At 73.4% G+C, this 19,489-nt stretch carries 21 protein-coding genes; 8 read left to right on the top strand and 13 right to left on the bottom strand.

Annotation, left to right across the window (positions count from 1 at the left end; genetic code table 11):
- Positions 1-230: 230 nt before the first annotated feature.
- Complete coding sequence (locus ACZ7MY_RS09375) at positions 231-1,841, top strand: alpha/beta hydrolase (protein WP_499600687.1); 1,611 nt, start codon at positions 231-233, stop codon at positions 1,839-1,841.
- A gap of 88 nt (positions 1,842-1,929) precedes the next feature.
- Here ACZ7MY_RS09375 and ACZ7MY_RS09370 read toward each other — a convergent pair whose 3' ends face one another.
- The 6 genes from ACZ7MY_RS09370 to ACZ7MY_RS09345 form a co-directional block, all read right to left on the bottom strand.
- Positions 1,930-2,292, bottom strand: a complete 363-nt coding sequence (locus tag ACZ7MY_RS09370) for a cupin domain-containing protein (protein WP_499600686.1) — start codon at positions 2,290-2,292, stop codon at positions 1,930-1,932.
- 9 nt (positions 2,293-2,301) lie between these two features.
- A complete protein-coding gene (locus ACZ7MY_RS09365) occupies positions 2,302-3,159 on the bottom strand; it encodes a TIGR02452 family protein (protein WP_499600685.1) in 858 nt (285 codons plus the stop codon).
- A gap of 26 nt (positions 3,160-3,185) precedes the next feature.
- Positions 3,186-4,256 (bottom strand): NAD-dependent epimerase/dehydratase family protein, encoded by a 1,071-nt coding sequence (locus tag ACZ7MY_RS09360; RefSeq protein WP_499600684.1) that lies wholly within the window; start codon positions 4,254-4,256, stop codon positions 3,186-3,188.
- A 108-nt stretch (positions 4,257-4,364) separates the two neighbouring features.
- On the bottom strand, positions 4,365-5,081 hold the full coding sequence (locus ACZ7MY_RS09355; RefSeq protein ID WP_499600683.1) for a lysophospholipid acyltransferase family protein: 717 nt from the start codon (positions 5,079-5,081) through the stop codon (positions 4,365-4,367).
- 101 nt (positions 5,082-5,182) lie between these two features.
- Positions 5,183-5,356, bottom strand: coding sequence for a hypothetical protein (locus ACZ7MY_RS09350; protein ID WP_499600682.1), 174 nt, complete (start codon positions 5,354-5,356; stop codon positions 5,183-5,185).
- 153 nt (positions 5,357-5,509) lie between these two features.
- Positions 5,510-6,955, bottom strand: coding sequence for an MFS transporter (locus ACZ7MY_RS09345; RefSeq protein WP_499600681.1), 1,446 nt, complete (start codon positions 6,953-6,955; stop codon positions 5,510-5,512).
- 128 nt (positions 6,956-7,083) lie between these two features.
- On the opposite strand from ACZ7MY_RS09345, the gene ACZ7MY_RS09340 reads away from it, so the two are divergent.
- The 5 genes from ACZ7MY_RS09340 (at position 7,084) to ACZ7MY_RS09320 (ending at position 10,290) form a co-directional block, all read left to right on the top strand.
- A complete protein-coding gene (locus ACZ7MY_RS09340) occupies positions 7,084-7,791 on the top strand; it encodes a TetR/AcrR family transcriptional regulator (RefSeq protein ID WP_499600680.1) in 708 nt (235 codons plus the stop codon).
- A gap of 99 nt (positions 7,792-7,890) precedes the next feature.
- Positions 7,891-8,295, top strand: a complete 405-nt coding sequence (locus ACZ7MY_RS09335; RefSeq protein ID WP_499600679.1) for a hypothetical protein — start codon at positions 7,891-7,893, stop codon at positions 8,293-8,295.
- 101 nt (positions 8,296-8,396) lie between these two features.
- Positions 8,397-9,092, top strand: a complete 696-nt coding sequence (locus tag ACZ7MY_RS09330) for a hemerythrin domain-containing protein (protein ID WP_499600678.1) — start codon at positions 8,397-8,399, stop codon at positions 9,090-9,092.
- Complete coding sequence (locus ACZ7MY_RS09325; protein WP_499600676.1) at positions 9,089-9,751, top strand: TetR/AcrR family transcriptional regulator; 663 nt, start codon at positions 9,089-9,091, stop codon at positions 9,749-9,751. Before ACZ7MY_RS09330 ends, ACZ7MY_RS09325 begins: the two co-directional genes overlap by 4 nt.
- Positions 9,748-10,290 carry an SRPBCC family protein gene (locus tag ACZ7MY_RS09320; protein WP_499600675.1) on the top strand — a complete coding sequence of 181 codons (543 nt, stop codon included), beginning with the start codon at positions 9,748-9,750 and terminating at the stop codon, positions 10,288-10,290. The genes ACZ7MY_RS09325 and ACZ7MY_RS09320 overlap by 4 nt, the downstream gene beginning before the upstream one ends.
- Before the next feature lie 742 nt (positions 10,291-11,032).
- On the opposite strand, the gene ACZ7MY_RS09315 is transcribed toward ACZ7MY_RS09320, so the two are convergent.
- The 6 genes from ACZ7MY_RS09315 to ACZ7MY_RS09290 form a co-directional block, all read right to left on the bottom strand.
- Positions 11,033-11,194 carry a hypothetical protein gene (locus tag ACZ7MY_RS09315; RefSeq protein ID WP_499600674.1) on the bottom strand — a complete coding sequence of 54 codons (162 nt, stop codon included), beginning with the start codon at positions 11,192-11,194 and terminating at the stop codon, positions 11,033-11,035.
- 71 nt (positions 11,195-11,265) lie between these two features.
- Positions 11,266-12,330, bottom strand: a complete 1,065-nt coding sequence (locus ACZ7MY_RS09310; protein WP_499600673.1) for a hypothetical protein — start codon at positions 12,328-12,330, stop codon at positions 11,266-11,268.
- 28 nt (positions 12,331-12,358) lie between these two features.
- A complete protein-coding gene (locus tag ACZ7MY_RS09305) occupies positions 12,359-13,312 on the bottom strand; it encodes a cytochrome c oxidase assembly protein (RefSeq protein WP_499600671.1) in 954 nt (317 codons plus the stop codon).
- Positions 13,313-13,452: 140 nt separating this feature from the next.
- On the bottom strand, positions 13,453-14,478 hold the full coding sequence (locus tag ACZ7MY_RS09300) for a 6-phosphofructokinase (RefSeq protein WP_499600670.1): 1,026 nt from the start codon (positions 14,476-14,478) through the stop codon (positions 13,453-13,455).
- 188 nt (positions 14,479-14,666) lie between these two features.
- A complete protein-coding gene (locus tag ACZ7MY_RS09295; protein WP_499600669.1) occupies positions 14,667-15,395 on the bottom strand; it encodes a type 1 glutamine amidotransferase in 729 nt (242 codons plus the stop codon).
- Between the two features lie 31 nt (positions 15,396-15,426).
- A complete protein-coding gene (locus tag ACZ7MY_RS09290) occupies positions 15,427-16,665 on the bottom strand; it encodes a MurT ligase domain-containing protein (protein ID WP_499600668.1) in 1,239 nt (412 codons plus the stop codon).
- A gap of 163 nt (positions 16,666-16,828) precedes the next feature.
- On the opposite strand from ACZ7MY_RS09290, the gene def reads away from it, so the two are divergent.
- Positions 16,829-17,392 (top strand): peptide deformylase, encoded by a 564-nt coding sequence (def, locus tag ACZ7MY_RS09285; RefSeq protein WP_499600667.1) that lies wholly within the window; start codon positions 16,829-16,831, stop codon positions 17,390-17,392.
- A gap of 19 nt (positions 17,393-17,411) precedes the next feature.
- Here the strand turns inward: def and ACZ7MY_RS09280 are convergent, their stop codons facing one another.
- Positions 17,412-18,062: a TetR/AcrR family transcriptional regulator gene (locus ACZ7MY_RS09280; protein ID WP_499600666.1), complete on the bottom strand. Its 651-nt coding sequence runs from the start codon at positions 18,060-18,062 to the stop codon at positions 17,412-17,414.
- A 128-nt stretch (positions 18,063-18,190) separates the two neighbouring features.
- Between ACZ7MY_RS09280 and ACZ7MY_RS09275 the strand changes: the two genes are divergently transcribed.
- Positions 18,191-19,414, top strand: a complete 1,224-nt coding sequence (locus tag ACZ7MY_RS09275; RefSeq protein WP_499600665.1) for an acyl-CoA dehydrogenase family protein — start codon at positions 18,191-18,193, stop codon at positions 19,412-19,414.
- Positions 19,415-19,489 lie beyond the last annotated feature (75 nt).

Raw genomic sequence — 19,489 nt, 5'->3', positions numbered from 1 at the left:
GACCCTGACCGCGAACCCCACGTCGCCGAACTCCCCGGCCACCGCCACCTGGTGAGCCTCCTCCGGCCGGAGCCGTCGGTGCCCCGAGCAGGCCGCCAACAGCTGCTTCCACCTTATGGGTTGGTAAAGAAACGCTCATGGGATCTTCTCCCGGAGCCCTTCCGGGCGAAAGGATCCCCCTGCAGTTGTGATCGGGCCGCCACGAGCGGCACCAACAGCAGGGGGAGTTCATGGTGAGACGCACCGCCGTGCTCGGGCTGACCGCGGCCCTCATAGCCGGCACCGTCGCCACGGCGGCACCGCAGACCGCGGTCGCCCACAGTGCGCCGGCGACCCACGGACACGACGGACACAGCGGCGACGCCGAGGCCAAGGGCGTACGGATCGCCGCCGCGCACGCGGCCCGTAAGGGCATCGACTGGGCCGACTGCCCCGCGGACTGGGGCATCGCGAGCCCCGTCCAGTGCGGCTGGGTGACCGTGCCCGTCGACTACGCCAAGCCGTACGGCAAGACGATCAGGATCGCGGTGGACCGCATCGGCAACACCGGGACCGCCGGCGAGCGACAGGGCGCCCTCATCTACAACCCGGGCGGGCCCGGTGGTTCCGGCATGCGCTTCCCGCTCCGCGTGACGACCAAGAACCCGATCTGGGCGGCGACCGCCAAGGCCTACGACTTCGTCGGCTTCGACCCGCGCGGCGTCGGCCACTCCGCCCCCATCTCCTGCGCCGACCCGCAGGAGTTCGTGAAGGCCCCCAAGGCCGACCCGGTGCCGGACAGCGAGGCCGACAAGCGGGCGCAGCGCAAGCTGGCCGCCGAGTACGCGGAAGGCTGCAAGGAGCGCACCGGCGCCGCGATGCTGTCGCAGATGACGACGGCCAACACCGCCCGTGACCTCGACGTCGTCCGCGCTGCCCTCGGCGAGCGGAAGCTCAACTACCTCGGCGTCTCCTACGGCACCTACCTCGGTGCCGTCTACGCCACGCTCTTCCCGACGCACGTGCGCCGCATGGTCGTCGACAGCGTCGTGAACCCGTCGCGCGACCAGATCTGGTACCAGAACAACCTCGACCAGGACGTCGCCTTCGAGGGCCGCTGGAACGACTGGAAGGCCTGGGTCGCGAAGTACGACTCCGTCTACCACATCGGCAACACCCCGGCGAAGGTCCAGGCACAGTGGGAGCGGCTGCGGGCGACCGCCAAGGCGCACCCGATCGGCGGGGTCGTGGGCCCGGCCGAGCTGCTGGGCCTCTTCCAGAGCGCCCCGTACTACGACTCGTCATGGGCGGCCGTGGCCGGCATCTGGAGCGCCTACCTCGGCGGCGACACCCAGGCGCTGGTCGACGCCGCGGCCCCCGACCTGTCGGACACCGCGGGCAACGCCGCCTCGGAGAACGGCAACGCGGTCTACACGGCGGTGGAGTGCACCGACGCCAGGTGGCCGCGCGACTGGCGCACCTGGGACCGCGACAACAGTCGGCTGCACGCCAAGTACCCGTTCCTGACCTGGTCCAACGCGTGGATGAACCTGCCGTGCGCCACCTGGGGCGTCCCGCAGCGGACCCCGGTGGAGGTGCGGACCGGCCACGGCCTGCCGCGCGTCATGATCGTCCAGAGCACCCGTGACGCGGCGACCCCGTACACGGGCGCCGTGGAGCTGCACAAGCGGCTCAAGGGCTCCCTGATGATCACCGAGAAGGGCGCCGGTTCGCACGGCGTCACCGGCCTGGTCAACCCCTGCGTCAACGACCGCGTCACCGGCTACTTCGTGACGGGCAGGCTCGACCGGTCCGACGTGACGTGCGCCGCGCACGCCGCGCCGGTGCCGCCCACGAGCTGACCCACCCGGTACGAGGCCGGACGGCCCCGCCGCACCCCTGAGGGGCGCGGCGGGGCCGTCCGGTTTTTCGGGGCCCGCGTCCGGGAGGCTAACCGAGCCGCACCCCGGTCGTGCCGGAACCCTCGTTGCCGTCACCGGTGTTGACGGTGCCGCGCGGCTCGAACATCAGGATGCGGGTGCCCTCCTCGGCACGCGGCCGGTGCGGGACGCCGCGGGGCACGGTGAACACCTCGTGCGGGCCCAGCGTCACGGTGCGGTCCGGCAGTTCCAGGTGCAGCCGTCCGGCGAGCACGAGGAAGAACTCGTCGGTGTCCGCGTGCGCGTGCTCGGGGAAGTCGCCCTCGACGTTGGCGACCTTGACGTCGTACTCGTTGACCTCGGCGAGGACGTGCGGCATCCACTTCTGGTCCACGGCGTCCATCACGGTGTCGATGTTGCGCTTGTCGTTCATGTGACTCCTCTACCCGGGGAAGGCGGCGGCGAAGGCGGCCCGGGTGGGCGAGTCCGTGCGCCGGTCCAGTACGGCGAAGACGACGCGGCCGAAGCGGCCGGCGAACCGCCCGCCCGGCCCGAGGTGCTCGCGGAAGGCGGCGGCGACCGCCGCCGGGTCGTTGCGGAACACCCCGCAGCCCCAGGCGCCCAGGACCAGGGAGGGGTAGCCGTGCGCCGCCGCGACCTCGAGCACCCTGCCCGCGCGCGACACCAGCGCGGCGGGCACCCGCTCCACGGCCGCCGGGTCCTGACGGGCGATCACCCCCGCGTTGGGTGCGGCGGAGGTGAGGAAGCCGGCCTCGAACGGCTCGTCCAGCAGGACGCCGTGCTCGTCGCGGAAGACCGGGACGCCGGGGGAGTGGATCACCCGGTCGCTGTAGAAGGGGCTGCGGTCGGCGCGGTGCCAGTCGTAGAACTCCCGCACCGTGAGCAGCGTCGTGTACAGCGCCGACGCCCGGCACAGCGCCTCCTCCTGGGCCTGCGCACCGTTGACGTAGCCGCCGCCGGGATTGCGCGCCGAGGCGAAGTTCAGCACGGCGACCGGAGTCCCCGGTGCCTCCCGCACCAGACGGCGTGCCGCCCGCAGGCTGTCCTCGCCGGTCACCGCGAAGGCCGTGGGCCCGCCGCCCGGCGCGCCGGTGCCCGCCGCGCCGGTGCCGTGGCCGGGGCCGGGATCGACGGGGCTGGGGCCGTACATCCGCGTCCCCCGCACGGCCTGTTCGACGGCCTCGCCGATCGCCACCTCGACACCGCGTGCCGTCCGGTAGCGGCCGGTCGCGACGAGACCTTGCGTCTCCTTGGCGAGGGCCCTCAGCCGCGCGCTCATGTCCGTTCCCTTCCCACGCCCCGAGGCTAATCGGCCTCCCGGGGCCCGGCCAGGGATTTTCCGGCGGCCAGCCAGCGGTCCTCGGCCTCGTAGTCGAACAGGTCGCCGAAGCGGTCGTAGGTCGACGCCAGGACGGGGAAGGCCTCCCGCCAGTCCCGCCCGCCGAGCCGTTCCACCAGCCAGGCCACGTTCTCCGGCAGCGACTCCGCGTAGCCGGTCACGGCGCGGTAGCCCAGCTCGCGCTCCGCGGCCGACATGTCCAGCACGAAGGGGTGCGCCGTGGTCCACGGGGTGTCGCCCACGTTCTTCGCCGGGGGAGGCCCGTCCACGGCGTACGTCTGCGCCTCGTGGCCCAGCACCGCGGCGATCGCGTCCGCGATCTCCGCCACCGTCGGGGCGTACGGGTCGCCGGCGTTGAGCACCCGGGAGCCGGGACGCCGGGCGGCCAGCCGCACCAGCTCGGCGAGGTTGGCGGCGTGCACCGGGTGGAAACGGCTCTTCCCGCCGTACGCGAGCACCCGGAACGGCCGCCGGTCCACGGCCCGCTTGACGAAGTACAGCTCCCTCGGCCGCAGGCTGTGCGGGCCGTGCACCGCCCCGGCGCGCAGCAGGGTGACCGGCAACCGTCCCTCCGCCGCCAGCAGGTCGCGCTCCAGCGCCACCTTGCGCGCCGAGTAGCCGCCTTCGCCGGGGGCCAGCACCGGCTGCGTCTCCGTGACGGGCACCGGGAAGACGGGCGCGCCGCCCGGCTCCCCGTCGGTGTCGAGGCTGCGGCCCCGGCCGTCCTCGTACACGGAGCAACTGGACACGACGACCGCCGAGCCGATGCGGTCCGCCAGTCCCGTCAGCTGCCGGGCGTGCTCCGGGCCGTAGGCGACGCAGTCCAGCAGCACGTCGCAGCCCTCGCCGAGCGCCGCCGCCAGCGCCGCGGTGTCCTCGCGGTCCACGGCCACCGGCCGGACCCCGTCGGGCCACTGCACCTCACCGCCGCCCCCGCGGGAGGCGGCCCGCACCTCCCAGCCGTCCTCGGCGAGGGCGCGCACCGCCGCCCGGCCGATCTGTCCCGTCGCCCCGATCACGAACGCAGTTCCCGTCATGACGGCGACGCTAGGCGGGCCGGTGACGGCGGGGCCAGGGGCGTTCGCCCTGCGCGGATCCGCGCAGGGCGCAACCGGCCGGGTGCGGCCGGTCCGGGGCGCGGCCGGTCAGGCGCTGCGGCGCAGCCGGGAGCCGATGCCGGACTGGCCCTGCTGCTCCGCCTTGACCTCGGCGGCGTAGCGGTCGACGTACTCCTGCCCGGAGAGCGAGAGGATGGCGTACATGATCTCGTCCGTGGCCGAGCGCACCACGTAGCGCTCGTTGTCCATCCCCTCGAAGCGGGAGAACTCCAGCGGCTCGCCGAAGCGGATGGTCACCGGCTTGATGCGGGGCAGCCGGCGGCCGGCGGGCTGGATCTCGTACGTGCCGATCATCGCGCAGGGGACCACCGGGACCCCGGCGCGGATGGCCATGGTGGCCACGCCGACCTTGCCCTTGTAGAGGCGACCGTCGTGGGAGCGGGTGCCCTCGGGGTAGATGCCGAGGAGTTCGCCCTTGGCGAGCACCTTCATCCCCTCGCGGATCGCCGATTCGCCGGCCTTGCCGCCGGAGCGGTCGACCGGGATCTGCCCGATGCTGTGGAAGAAGGCCGCGGTCAGCCGCCCCTTGAGGCCGGTGCCGGTGAAGTACTCGGCCTTGGCCAGGAAGGTGATCCGGCGCGGCAGGATCGCGGGCATCAGGAAGTGGTCGGAGAACGACAGGTGGTTGCCCGCGACGATCGCCGCGCCCTCCTCCGGGATGTTCTCCATGCCCTCGATCCTCGGGCGGAACAGCACCCGCAACAGCGGGCCGAGGACCACGTACTTGAGCACGTAGTAGAACACGGACTGACTCCCAACTGGCGCCGATCGGCTCCGGGGCGGCGTTCTGCCAGGTCACAACGCGGTTCGAGGATGGTCAGTCTAGGCGCGGCGGGCGCCGTGCGTCACCGGGCCGGCACGCCCGCCGGCTTCCCCGGCCACGGGGGCCTCGTCACGGCCGGGCACTGCGGCACGATCCTGGCGAGGAACGCGACCGTCGACGACAGCCGGGGCAGCGTGCAGGGCCTGACCACGACGAACGTGTGCGCCGAACCGGGCGACTCCGGCGGCTCGTCCATCAGCGGCGACCAGGCCCAGGGTCTCGCCTGGGCCGGGGCACCTGCTCCTCCGGAGGCGAGACCTGGTCCCGGCCCGCCGATCCGATCCTGGCCCGGTACGGGCTGCCCCCGCACATCGCCTGAGGCCCCCGGGCTCCCGGGCCCCCGCGACCCTCAGTGTCCCGTCGCGCCCTCGCGGGCGCGGCGGGGCAGCAGGAAGGCGGCCGCCAGCGCCGCGACGAACGCGACCGCGGCCATGAGCGCCGTCCACTGGGTCGCGGGCACCGTGCCGCCGTCCGCCGCGTACGAGAAGAACGCCGTGCCGAGCACCGCGACGCCGACCGAACCGCCCAGCTGCTGCACGGCGTTGAGGACGCCGGAGGCAGAGCCGGTCTCGCGCTCCTCGACGTCGGCGAGGGCGATGTCGAAGAACGGCGCCATGATCAGGCCCATCGCGAAGCCGTTCAGCAGCAGGGCCGGCAGCAGCTGCCAGGTCGTCGCGCCCTCGCCCGCCAGGTGCACGGTGAGTGCCAGCGCGGCGACGGCCACCGCCGACAGCGCGAAGCCGGCCTGGATGGTGCGCCGGCCGTACTTCGGGCCGAGGACGGCACCGGAGAGGACCGCGCCCACGACCGTGCCGGCGGACCAGGGGATCATCGAGGCGCCCGCGTGCAGGGCGCTGTAGCCGAGCCCGACCTGAAGGTGCAGGGTGAGCACCAGCATCAGCCCGCTGACCGCCGCGAAGAAGACGACGCCGACCAGGAGCGCGGCGGAGAAGCCGCGGTGGCGGAAGAGCCCGGGTTCCACGAGCGGGGAACCGCCCCGCGCCACCAGCCTCCGCTGGTACCGGGCGAAGAGGGCGAGCACCGGGACCGCGCCCGCCATCGACAGGTACGTCCACAGCGGCCAGCCCAGGTCGCGGCCCTGCACCAGCGGGTAGACCAGCATGAGCACCCCGAGGCTGACCAGCGCGGAACCCGGCAGGTCCAGCCGTGCCGCGTGCGGCGAGCGGCCCTCGGGCAGGATGCGCAGCGCGACGGCGAAGGCGACGACGCCGATCGGGACGTTGATCAGGAACACCGAACGCCAGCCGGAGCCGAACAGGTCCGCGTCGGTGAGGAAGCCGCCGAGCACCGGCCCGGCGACCGCGGCGAGCCCCATGACCGGCCCGAACGCGCCGAAGGCCGCCCCCTGCTCCTTCGGCGGGAACATCTGGCGCAGGATGCCGAGGCCCTGCGGCACCATCATCGCGGCGAACAGCCCCTGTGCGGCCCGTCCGCCGATCAGCGTCCCCGCGGAGCCCGCGGCCGCGCACAGCGCGGAGCACACGGTGAACCCGGCGAGCCCGGTGAGGAACATCCGCCGGCGGCCGACGATGTCGCCGAGCCGCGCCCCGGTGATCATCAGCACGGAGAAGGCCAGCGTGTAGGCGGCGGTGATCCACTGGATCTGCGTGGAGCTGCCGCCGAAGTCTGCGCGGATCGAGGGCGAGGCGACGCCGACGATCGTCGCGTCGAGCAGGTCCATGATCTCGACGGCGAGGATGACGGCCAGCCCGAGCCTGCGCAGGGGATGGCCCGTGGCCGGGGGAGCGGGCGGGGAGAGGGACTGGGTGCTCATGGGGGCCTCCACGGGACCGGGGCGTGGCGAACGAACGCCGTTCGTTCCGAACGAACAGTGTTCTAGATAACGAACGGCGTTCGTGTCAAGTACGCTGTCCGTGGTCCGCTCCCGGAGGTACGCAGCACGTGACATCGGTCCCCGTCCCGCCCTGGCGCGCCGAGCGCAGGAAGGCCCCCCGCCGCAGCCTCAGCCGCGAGGCGATCGTCACGGCGGCCCTCCACGTCGTCGGCACCGAGGGCCTGGACGCCCTGAGCATGCGCAGGGTCGCCCAGGAACTGGACACCGGCGCCGCCTCGCTCTACGCGCACGTGGCCAACAAGGAGGAGCTGCTCGAACTGCTCCTCGACCGCATCCAGGCCGACGTGGTCCGCCCCGAGCCCGATCCGGCGCGGTGGCAGGAGCAGATCAAGGAGATGGCCCGCCAGGGCCGCCGCGTCCTCGTCGCCCACCGGGACCTGGCCCGCGCCGCGATCGGCCAGGGCATCCCCTTCGGGCCCAACGCCCTCCTCAACGCCGAGGCCATGCTCGCGATCCTCAAGGCCGGCGGCCTCTCCGACCAGGTCTGCGCCTACGGCGTGGACGCCCTCGCGCTCTTCGTCACCGCCACCGCGGTCGAGGAGAGCCTGCGCAACCAGGGCCCGGGCGGGACGGGCGTCACCCTCGACGAGCAGATCGCCCGCATCCGCGAGTACTTCGGCTCACTGCCCCCCGAGCGCTTCCCCCACATCACGGGCATGGTCGACGCCCTGATGCGCGACGAGGGCGACGAGCGCTTCGAGTTCGGCCTCGACCTCCTCGTCTCCGGTCTCGCGCGCCACGCCGCGGCGGCCTGAGGCCGGCCCCCCGACGGTCGCCACTTCGGGACAGGTACTCGGGCGGAGCTGAGTACGCGCGCTCTGTTCGGCGCGCGGGCGAGGCGGGACGCTCGGCCCATGCGCCCATCGACAGCGAATCCCGCTTCCCGGTTGTTGCCGTTCCTCCTCCTGGCGGTCGCCGCGTCCGCCGACTGGGCCGCCTGGCTGGGCTGGGACCGGCACCGTGACGTGCGGCCCGACGGGACCGTGACCGGTCCCTACGAGGCCTGGCAGGTCGCAGGGCTGGTTCTGACCCTCCTGGTACCCGTGTGCTGGGCCGCGTCCCGCGGCCTCGTCACGGCCGCCGTGCTCGGCACCACGCTCGGCCTGACCGTCGCCGCCTTCGTCGACTGGTCCGACGACTCCAGCGGCCTCTTCGTGGTCGGCGTCGGCATGGTCCTCGCCGGGAGCCTCGTCGTGACGGCCGTCGTCGCCAAGGTGGTCGCCTCCGTGGCGGGAGGCGGACGAGGGACAGGGGTGTGAGGGGTGGTGGTGCCCACGGTCCCAGAATTCACCGGAACGACCTTGTAATGAAAACATCCCCGGTCCTAGTCTCCGAGCAGGAAGGCGATGGGGAGGGTGAGATGGGGACGACGGGTTCCGCTCCCGCGGACACGCGGATGATGGGGATCGTGCACGGCGCGCTGCGCCGCGACCTGGAGCGCACGCGGACGGTGCTGGCCTCCGCGCCGTATCCGGGGCTGCGGCAGGGGAGCGCGCTCGGGCGGCACGTCGTGTGGCTGATGGAGTTCCTGCACGCGCACCACACCGGTGAGGACGACGGCCTGTGGCCGCTGGTGCTCGAACGCGACCCGGCCGCCGGGCCGCTGCTGGAGTCCCTGGACGCCGACCACCGCCGGATCACCCCGGCGGCCGTGACCGTGACGGACGCGGCGCGGCGGTACGCGGAGACGGCCTCGGAGGAGGCGCGCGTCAGACTCCTCGCCGCGCTGGACTCGTTGACGGCCGTCCTCGTTCCGCACCTGGAGCGTGAGGTCGCGGAGGCCATGCCGGTCGTCTCGGCCGCCCTCACCCAGGACGACTGGCACGCCTGGGACCAGCGGTACAACGTCAAGTCCAAGTCGTTCACGCAACTCGGCATCGAGGGGCACTGGCTGCTCGACGACATCGACCCCGAAGGGCACCGGATCGTGGTCCGCCTGGTGCCCCCGGTCCCGCGCTTCATCCTGCTGTACGGCTTCGCCCGCGCCTACCGGCGCCGGCGCGCGGAATGGTGGCGCCCGCGGGGTGCCGCGGCGAACGGGACGGCGCGCTCATGACGGAGGAGGCACCCCGGGCGCGGCGCACCTACCGTTCGCCGCGACGGGAGCAACAGGCCGGGGAGACGCGGGCCGTCGTGCTGGCCGCGGCCGTCCGGCTGTTCGGCGAGCGCGGCTGGGCGGCCACCGGGATGCGCGACGTCGCCCGCGAAGCCGGGGTGTCGGTCGAGACGGTGTACGCGGGCTTCCGGTCCAAGGGCGAACTGCTGATGGCCGCGCTCGACGTCGCCGTCGTCGGGGACGCGCGCCCCGAAACACTCGCCGAACGCCCGGAGTTCGCCGGGCTCGCGGCCGGGACACGGCAGGAGCGGATCGCCGCCGCCGCGCGACTGGTCACCGCGATCCACCGGCGCACCGCCGGCGTTCACCTCGCGCTGCGCGAGGCCGCCGCCTCGAACGGCGACCTGGCCGAGAAGCTGCGGGACAACCAGCGGCGCCGCCGCATCAGCATCGAGCAGGGCATGACCCTCGTCACGGGTCGCGCGGTGACCCCGCAGGAGCTGGACGGGGTGTGGGCGGTCCTCGGCGTCGAGGTCTACCAGCTGCTGACCGGGCTCTCCGGCTGGACGCCGCAGCAGTACGAACAGTGGGCGGCCGGCGTCATCGACCGGCTGCTCGACACGGACGACGGGGCACGGCACCGAGGGGGAGAAGCATGAGGCACGACGAGAGCGGCAACGGTGACGGCGGGAGCGACCGGGCGGAGCGTGGCGTCGCCCGGACGTGTCGCAGCGAGGTGGTCGTCGACGCGCCGGCCGAGGCGGTGTGGCGCGTCGTCGCGGACGTCACCCGGAACAGCGAGTGGAGCCACGAGTGCCACCGGGTCAGCCGGCTGCGGGGGGCGACCACGGTGGCGACGGGCGTCCGCTTTCGCGGGTACAACCGGTCGGGGCTGATGCGCTGGAGCCGGGTCTGCGAGGTGGTGGCGTTCGAGGCCCCACGCCTGATCACCTGGCGCACGATCCCCTCACCGCTGTTCCCCGACAGCACCGACTGGACCATCGAACTGGAGCCGGCCGGCGCGGGGACACGGGTGGTGCAGACCTACCGCATGCGGAGCACGCCCCGCTGGTTCCGGTGGCTCGTGGGCAGGCTGGTCCCCGCCCACCTCGACCGCAGCGGTGACCTCACGGGCGACCTGCGCCGCCTCGGGACGATCGCCGCCCGCGACGCGCACGCCGCCGCGCCCCGCCCCTGAGACGCGGCCGGCCCCGCCCGGCCCCCGAACCCCGTCCCGCCGGGCGTGGGCTCGGGTTCTTGCGGGGGCCGGTCGGGGGCGGCGGGGGGCCGCACGGTTCCCGAGTGGTGAGGCCCGGGGTCGGGCCGGGCTACCGGTCGAGCCCTGTGTGCGAGGGCTGCGGTGTGCCGTGGGCCCTGGGCCGAGCCGCGTCCCGCCGGGCGTGGGCTCGAATTCCCCCGTGCGTGCACGGCTGCGGTGTGCCGGGGGTCCCGGGCCGGCTCGCGTTCGCCCGGAGGGGCGGGCGTCGTCTCGCCGGGCGTCGGCTCCGCACGGTCCCGCTCGGGCCCGCGGGGGCCGGTCGGGGTCTGCGCGGCGCCGCACGGCTCCCGAGAGGTGAGGTCCCGGGTCCGGGCTACCGGCTGAGCCCTGTGCGCGAAGGCCTGCGACGTGCGTCGGCCGCGCACCGAGCCCCGTGGCGCCGTGGTTCGCGACGAGAAGCCCCGGCTTCGGGTACCCGTCCGACAGGCGGCAGCACCGGCCCTGCCGTCCTGTCGGCGCGCACAACTGGCGGGTCGCCTCTACGGCGAGCGCGTCCGCCGCACCGACCGTAATGACGCGTACCAGGTGCCCGCGTGACGGGCCCGGGATCGCGGGCAGTCGGACTTCGAGCGTCTCGCCGTCCGCCCGGCCGACCGCAGCACGTCGACGTCGAGCCGGGCGCGGGCGGCGGCAGCCCCTCCTCGGGCGCCGCGCAGCGCGCCTACCGGGGCGTCCGGATCGCGAACACCCCGATCGTGGCCAGCATCAGGACGACCCAGGCGAACCACACCCAGCCGTTGGGGCCGAGTGCGACCGTGTAGGCGGTCACGGCGACCAGACACGCCACCGTGCACGTGATCATCGCCTTCGCAGGTGTGGGCATGGACGGACTCCTCCCCGGGGGCCGCGGGGCGGCGGCCCGGACTCCATGGTCCCGCCGCCGCCCGCCGTGCGCTACCAGTCGCCGTCGGTGACCTGTCCCTCGTCGCCCAATTGCTTCAGCTGACCCGGATGCGGTGCCACCCACGGCGACTCGTCCTCGCCGAGCCAGTCACCGACCGGCTTCACCTGGGTGAGCGTGCCGGGCGCCGCCAGGTCCTCGGCGTCGGCGTCGTAGTAGTCGAACCAGGGCAGCCCGGCGGCGGTGTACGCGGCGCGGTTCACCGGGGAGGGGGGCGCCGGCTCGCCGGTGATGCGGCGCCATTCCGGCACCGTCGTGAGGTGGACGAAGACCCGGCCCGAGGGCTCCGCACGCCAGTCGGAGGGCTTGCGGTCGTCGCGGTAGACCTCCTGCCGCATCCGGCCGCCCGCGCCCAGCCCCATGGAGACGGGGGAGCGCTTGGCGCCCCCGCCCCCTCCGCCCGGACGCGGCGCGCTCCCCGGGGCCGGCGGCGGGGCGGCCGCCGGGGCGGCCATCGGCATGGCGCCCGGCGCACCGCCGTAGCCGCCGAAGGCCGCGCGACGGGTGCTCTCCCGGCGCCGCTGCTCCGCCCGCCACGCCGCGAGTTGCTCCTCGCCGAGTTCGGTCACCTGCAACTGCACCCCGCCCCAGACCTCCTCGCCGCTGACCTGGCCCTCGACGGTCGCGCCCAGGCCCAGCGGCACGGCCACGAACTGCCGGATCGTCCCGGAGCCGGAGTTGATGCCGTCCAGCCACGGCTGTCGTGGCAATACGACGTAGTTCTGCGGGTCCTGCGACAGCCGGTCGCTCCACGGCCGCCCCGACACCGCGCACACCTTGCCGACGCCCACCTGGAGCGCGGCCGGCGCGGAGGCCGAGAAGCTGAGCCACATGGCCTCGCGCTGGTAGACGGGGAGCATCACGCCGCCCCGCGCCAGCCACTCCCGGGGCGCGGTGCCGGGGTGGTCCGAGACCCGGCGCAGCGGGAAGGTGCCGAGCCCGGGTGGGAGCGGGTGCGTCCCCGTCTCCGGCAGCCGCAGCGTGCGCATGAAGCGCACCGTGACGCCGCCCGGCAACTGCAGCGCGTCGCCCGATATCCGTACCTGGTCGCCCATCACGGGCCTCCCTTCGCGGCGGGCGGCCCCGTCAGCCGCGACCCCGTGCCTCCAAGGATGCCAAGTACGCGTTGTAGGCTGCCAGTTCCGCGTCGCCGTCGCGGTCCGCGGCGCGGTCCTTGCGGCGGGCCTGGCGCTGGTCGGAGGTGTACCACTGGATCAGCAGCGCCACCAGGACGATCACCGACGGGATCTCGCTGAACGCCCACGCGATGCCGCCGGCCGCGGTCTGGTCGTCCAGCGCGTCGATCCCCAGCGAAGCGGGCGGGTGCTGGAAGGCGCCGATCATCGGCTCGCTCGCCATCATCAGGGCGATGCCGAAGAAGGCGTGGAACGGCATCCCGGCGAACAGCTCCAGGATCCGCATCACATGGCTCGGCCGGTTCGGTCCCGGGTCCACGCCCATGATCGGCCAGAAGAAGACCAGGCCCACGGCGAGGAAGTGGGCCATCATCGCGATGTGCCCGAGGCGGCTGCCCATGAGGGTGTCGAACAGCGGGGTGAAGTAGAGCCCGTACAGGCTGGCGATGAAGAGCGGGATGGTGAACGCCGGATGCGTGATCACCCGCAGGTAGCGGCTGTGCAGCAGCGCCACCAGCAGCTCACGCGGGCCCCTGCGGCCGCGTCCCGCCGTCGGCAGCGCCCGCAGCGTCAGCGTCACCGGGGCGCCCAGCAGCAGGAGGATGGGCGAGACCATGCTGACGACCATGTGCTGCACCATGTGGACGCTGAACATGGCCATGCCGTAGTCGTTCAGCGCGGTGCACATCACCAGGGCGATGGAGAGGACCCCGGCGACGAAGGCGACGACCCGGCCGGCCGGCCAGCGGTCACCGCGCCGCCACAGCCGTACGACCCCCAAGCCGTAGAGCACGAGCGCGAGCACGCAGCCGGCCAGGAAGACCGGATCCCCGCTGAACTCGAGCCCGCGGCCGAGGGTGAACGGCGGGAGCTCCGTCGTCATCCCGTGTCCGCCGTGGTCCATCCGTCACTCTCCTGTCGCGCCTGCCGCACGCACCCCGCCGTCGGCAATGTGCCGGTTGGGGCGGGTGCGCCCGCACCAGACTAGAACCGCCCCCGGCCGCGCTCGCGACCGGGGGCGGTTCCAGGAACGTGATCAGCGCGTCACAGCACGCACTCGGCCTCGACGTAGCGCTCGGCCGGGACGGTCTTGAGGTGCTCGACGGCCTCGGACAGCGGGACCAGCGTGATGTCGGTGCCGCGCAGCGCCGTCATCATGCCGAAGTCGCCGTTGTGCGCGGCCTCGACGGCGTGCCAGCCGAAGCGGGTGGCCAGCACCCGGTCGTAGGCGGTGGGCGTGCCGCCGCGCTGCACGTGGCCGAGGATGACCGGGCGGGCCTCCTTGCCCAGCCGCTCCTCCAGCTCGATCGAGAGCCGGGTGGCGATGCCGGTGAAGCGCTCGTGGCCGTAGACGTCCTTGACGCCCGACTCGAAGTCCATCGTGCCCTCGCGCGGCTTCGCGCCCTCGGAGACCACGACGATCGCGAACTTCTTGCCCGCCGAGAAGCGCTCGCCGACCATCTTGGTCAGCTCGCCGATGTCGAAGGGGCGCTCCGGGACGACGATCGCGTGCGCGCCGGCCGCCATGCCGGAGTGCAGGGCGATCCAGCCGGTGTGCCGGCCCATGACCTCGACGATGAGCACGCGCTGGTGCGACTCGGCGGTGGTCTTCAGGCGGTCCAGTGCCTCGGTGGCCACCGTGACGGCGGTGTCGAAGCCGAAGGTGACGTCGGTGGAGGCGATGTCGTTGTCGATCGTCTTGGGCACGCCCACGATCGGCAGGCCGTTGTCGGACAGCAGCCGGGCGGCCTTGAGGGTGCCCTCGCCGCCGATCGGGATGATCGCGTCGAGACCGAGGTCGGCGACGTGGCCCTTGGCCCGCTCGACGCCGTCCCGCAGGTGCTCGGGGCGCACCCGGGAGGAGCCGAGGATGGTGCCGCCGCGGGCCAGGATGCCGCCGACCGCGTCCAGGTCGAGCTTGCGGTAGTCGCACTCGAGGAGACCCTTCCACCCGTCGTGGAAGCCTATGACCTCGTCCCCGTGGTCGACGACCGCGCGGTGCACGACCGACCGGATGACGGCGTTGAGCCCGGGGCAGTCGCCGCCGCTCGTCAGCACACCAATACGCATTTGCTGGTTACTCCTGAATGATCGATCCGGGCGCCGGACCTCGTCGTCCGGATGGACCCGCGGCTACGCGCACCGCTGGTGCCTACGTTATCGAGCCGGGCGCGGGGGGCGGAAACGCCGCCCGCAGTGCGGACACCACCCGGCCCCGGCCCCGTCGTCCCCCGGTCCGGCCCGCGACGCTGCGGGCCTCAGGCGGGCTGGGTCGCCGCCGCGATGCGTTCCGCGCGCAGCGCCTCGTACCACTGGTCGTCGACCGGCGGCAGCGCCCTGACGTCCATCGCGAGCTTGATCAGCATGTCCGCGATCTGCGGGTTGCGGGCCATGACGGGGCCGTGCATGTAGGTGCCGAAGACGGTCTCGTTGTACGCGCCCTCGGTCCCGTCGCCGGTGCCGTTGCCGTTGCCGAAGCGGGTCCGGGCCAGCGGGCGGGCCGCCTTGCCGACGTGGGTGACGCCCTGGTGGTTCTCGAAGCCGGTCAGCGGGGGCAGGCCGAGCTCGGGGTCGATGTCGGCCAGCACGTCGCCGACGCAGCGCGCGCCCTCGCCGCGGACGCTGACCACGTCCAGCAGGCCCAGGCCCGGCTCGGGGCGGCCGAGGTCGTTGACGAACTCGTTGCCGATGATCTGGTAGCCGGCGCACACCGAGAAGACGATCGCGCCGTTGTCGACCGCGCGGTTCAGCCCGCCGTCGCGGCGCAGCCGCTCGGCGGCCAGCCGCTGCGGGCGGTCCTCGCCGCCGCCGATCAGGTAGATGTCGCCCGAGGTCGGGATCGGCTGGTCGGACCGCACGTCGATCCGGGTGACCGGCACCCGCCGCTGGCGGGCCCGGCGCTCGGTGACCAGGACGTTGCCCTGGTCACCGTAGGTGCTCAGCAGGTCGGGGTAGACCCACACCAGACGCAGGCTGGAGTCGCTCACAGCGTGTTCTCCTGTCGAAACGGGTCTTCGGTCAGTTGCCGACGCGGCGGCGGAGGTCCTGGAAGGCGGTGTAGTTGGCGATGGCCTCGATCCGGCCGGCCGGCGAGGTGCCGACCGCCTCGTCGAAGTCCCGGCACACCTCGAACTGCAGCCCCGCCACCTCCAGGCGGACCGCGAGGTCCAGCTTGCGGTCGCCGACGACCCGGATCGGGTGCCCCGCCAGGCGCGTGTAGTCCACGTCCCAGAGCCACGAGGTGTCCGTGCCGTCCGCGGACCGGGCGTTGACGGAGAGGATCACCGGGGTGGGCGGCCCGTCGATCAGGGAGAAGGTCTCCAGCCAGCCGGCCGGGTTCTTCGCCAGCAGCAACCGTACGTCACGGCCCTGGAACTGCACCACGTCGTAGCGGCCGGCCACGGCCTGCACCTTGTACATCCGCTCCAGGGCGACCTTGGGGTCGACCCCGAAGGCGGCCGCCGCGGCGGCGGACACGGCGGCGTTGGACTTGTTGGCCCGGCCGGGCAGCTGCAGCTGGATCGGCCACGCGGACCCGTACGGGTCGATCACGTGGTCGCCGGAGAGCGCCCAGGTCGGCGTCGGGCGGCGGAAACCGCACTCGCCGCAGAACCAGTCCTCGGCGGGCCGCTGCAGGACACCGCCGCACGAGGGGCAGGACCAGGCGTCGTCCTTCCACTCCTGACCGGCCGCGACCCACACCACGGTCGGGCAGGAGGAGGCGGCCCAGGTGATCAGCGGGTCGTCGGCGTTGGCGATGACGACGGCGTCGGAACCGGCCAGGCCCTCGCGCCACTTCTCGGCGAGCATGCGGGTCTCGGCGGCGCGGTCCAGCTGGTCGCGCGAGAGGTTGAGCAGGGCGATGGCCTTGGGCTTGACGTCCCGGGCCACGCCGGCCAGGTACTTCTCGTCGACCTCGATCACCCCGTAGCGGGCCTCGGACCCGCCGGCGAGCGCCGAGGTGATGCCGGCCGGCATGTTGGCGCCCAGGGCGTTGGAGACGACCTCGCCGTTGGCGCGCAGCGCCTCGGCGAGCAGCCGCGTCGTGGTGGTCTTGCCGTTGGTGGCCGAAACGAGCACGACGTCGAGATGGGTCGCCAGCCGGGCCAGCAGATCAGGGTCGAGTTTCAGCGCCACCCGGCCGCCGATCACCGATCCGCTGCCGCGTCCCGCCGCCCGCGACACCGCCGCCGCGGCCTTGCCCGCCGTCACGGCCAGCTTCGCCCGCGGCGACAGTGGCTCTGCGTTGCCTGCCATCGTCTCCACATCCTCCTCGCGTCCGGCCCCGCTCGCTCCCCGGCCGTCGGCCGGCGGGCGCGCGCCCCGGGCCGTTGCACCGGCCGGAAGGCATCGGTCGCCGATCAGCCTATCCACTTCCCCCACCGGCGCTGAAACGAGCCGCCCCCGTACGCTGACCGGCATGCGACACGCCCCCATCCCCGGCAGCTCCGGGACCGTCCGCCCGATGCGGCTGCTGGGTGATCCCGGGCTCCGGGAACCCTGCCGTGACGTGACCGTCTTCGATGCCGAACTCGCCTCCCTCGTAGAGGACTTGTTCGCCACGATGTACGCGCACGACGGGGTGGGGCTGGCCGCGAACCAGATCGGCGTACAGCTGCGGGTGTTCGTCTTCGACTGCCCGGACGACGAGGACGTCCGGCACCTCGGGTACATCGTCAACCCCCGCGTCGTCCACAACGACGGGGTCGTGGTCACCGGTGAGGAGGGCTGCCTGTCGCTGCCGGGCGTCCACGCGGGCACCGCCCGGTACGACGAGACCGTCGTCGAGGGCGTCGACGGGGACGGCCGGCCGGTGCGCGTCGAGGGCACCGGGTTCTTCGCCCGCTGCCTCCAGCACGAGTGCGACCACCTGGGCGGCGGCCTGTTCGTCGACCGGCTCACCGGCCTGCGCCGTCGCCGCGCGCTGCGCGCCGTCCGCCGTGCCCCCTGGGCGCCCGGCACGGGCGCTTCCCAGGGGGACTGACACGTCCTGAAGGCGCGTCCTAAAGGCGCGGCGCGCCCGGGCGGTCGCCGACGGCGGCGAGGCGGCCCCACAGCAGGTCGGCGAGGTGCCGGACGAGGGCGTCACGGGCGACGGGGCGCTCGCCCAGCCACCAGTCCCCGGCCGCGTGCATCATCCCGACGATGCCGTGCCCCCACACCCTGGCCGCCACCTGGCCCTCCGGGCCGAGGTCGAGCCGCTCGGCGATGACGTCGGCCAGTTCCTCGCCCATCCGGCGCAGCACGGGGGCGGAGTGGCGGCCGATGTCGAAACCGCGGTCGGCGTCCGGGGCGTGCTCGGCGGGGTGCATCAGGAAGCGGTAGACCTGCGGCCGGGCCTCGATGGCCGCGAGGTAGGCGTCGAGCGTGGCCTCCACGCGGTCGCGGCGCTCGTTGGGCGCGTCGAGCGCGGCGCGCAGGTTGGCGAGCAGGGCGTCGGTGTGCCGTTTGGCCAGGGCTCGGTAAAGACCGCTCTTGTCGCCGAAGTGGCGGTACAGGATGGGCTTGGTGATGCCCGCCTCGGCGGCGATGGCGTTCATGGACGCCTCGGGGCCGTCCCGCAGCACGACGCGTTCCGCGGCCTCGAGGAGTTCCTTGCGTCGCTCCTCCGCCGCGGATGTCGTCCGCTGCTCCGTCCGCTGGCTGGTGTCCACACGAGCCTCCCCGCCCGTTCGAATTTCCCCGCGCCTGCGCAACGTAACACCCCCGGTCCGGTTGACATCCCTTACCGACCGGTAACACACTGGCGGTTACCGGAAGTAACAAGCACGTGGAGGGGACGATGGGCGACTTCTCGCTCGAGCTCGGCGACGACCAGAAATCGGTGCGTGACTGGATCCACGGCTTCGCCGCCGACGTCATGCGCCCGGCCGCGGCGGAGTGGGACGAGCGCGAGGAGACCCCCTGGCCGGTGATCCAGGAGGCCGCCAAGATCGGACTCTACTCGCTCGACTTCTACGCCCAGCAGTACTTCGACCCCACCGGCCTCGGCATCCCGATCGCCATGGAGGAACTCTTCTGGGGCGACGCCGGAATCGGCTTGTCCATCGTCGGCACCGGGCTGGCCGCCGTCGGCGTGCTGGCCAACGGCACCGACGAGCAGATCGGCACCTGGATCCCGCAGATGTACGGCGACGTCAACGACGTGAAGGTGGCCGCCTTCTGCTCCTCCGAGCCCGACGCCGGCTCCGACGTCGGCTCGATGCGCACCACCGCCGTGTACGACGGCGCCAAGGACGAGTGGGTCCTCAACGGCACCAAGACCTGGGCGACCAACGGCGGCATAGCCAACGTCCACGTCGTCGTCGCCGTCGTCGACCCGGAACTCGGCTCCAAGGGCCACGCCTCCTTCATCGTGCCGCCGAACACCCCCGGGCTGTCCCAGGGGCAGAAGTTCAAGAAGCACGGCATCCGCGCCTCGCACACCGCCGAGGTCGTCCTCGACGACGTCCGCGTCCCGGGCGACTGCCTGCTCGGCGGCAAGGAGAAGCTCGACGAGCGCCTCGCGCGCGCCCGCGAACGGGCCCGGGGCGGCGAGCGGGTGAAGAACGCCGCCATGGCCACCTTCGAGGCCTCCCGCCCCGCCGTCGGGGCGATGGCGGTGGGCACGGCCAGGGCCGCGTACGAGTTCGCCCTCGACTACGCCATGACCCGCACCCAGTTCGGCCGCCCCATCATCGACAACCAGGGCGTCGCCTTCCAGTTGGCCGACATGCGCACCCAGGTCGACGCGGCCCGTCTGCTGGTCTGGCGCGCCTCCTGGATGGCGGTCTCGGGCAAGCCCTTCGGCTCGGCCGAGGGATCGATGTCCAAGCTGTACGCGAGCGAGACGGCGAAGAAGGTCACCGCCCAGGCCATCCAGATCCTCGGCGGCAACGGCTTCACCCGTGAGTACCCGGTGGAACGCATGCACCGGGACGCCGCCATCTACACCATCTTCGAGGGCACCAGCGAGATCCAGCGGCTCGTCATCGCCCGCACCCTGTCGGGCATGCCCATCCGCTGACCCCGCCCGGCCCCTCCACCGCCCTCTCCCTCCCCGGCCCGCCCGGGCACCGCGGACGACCGCCGGTGCCCGGAC

The organism is Streptomyces sp. NPDC111520, from assembly GCF_055635295.1.
Note: the sequence above shows the minus strand (reverse complement) of the source record. Positions and strands in the feature narration are given on the sequence as shown.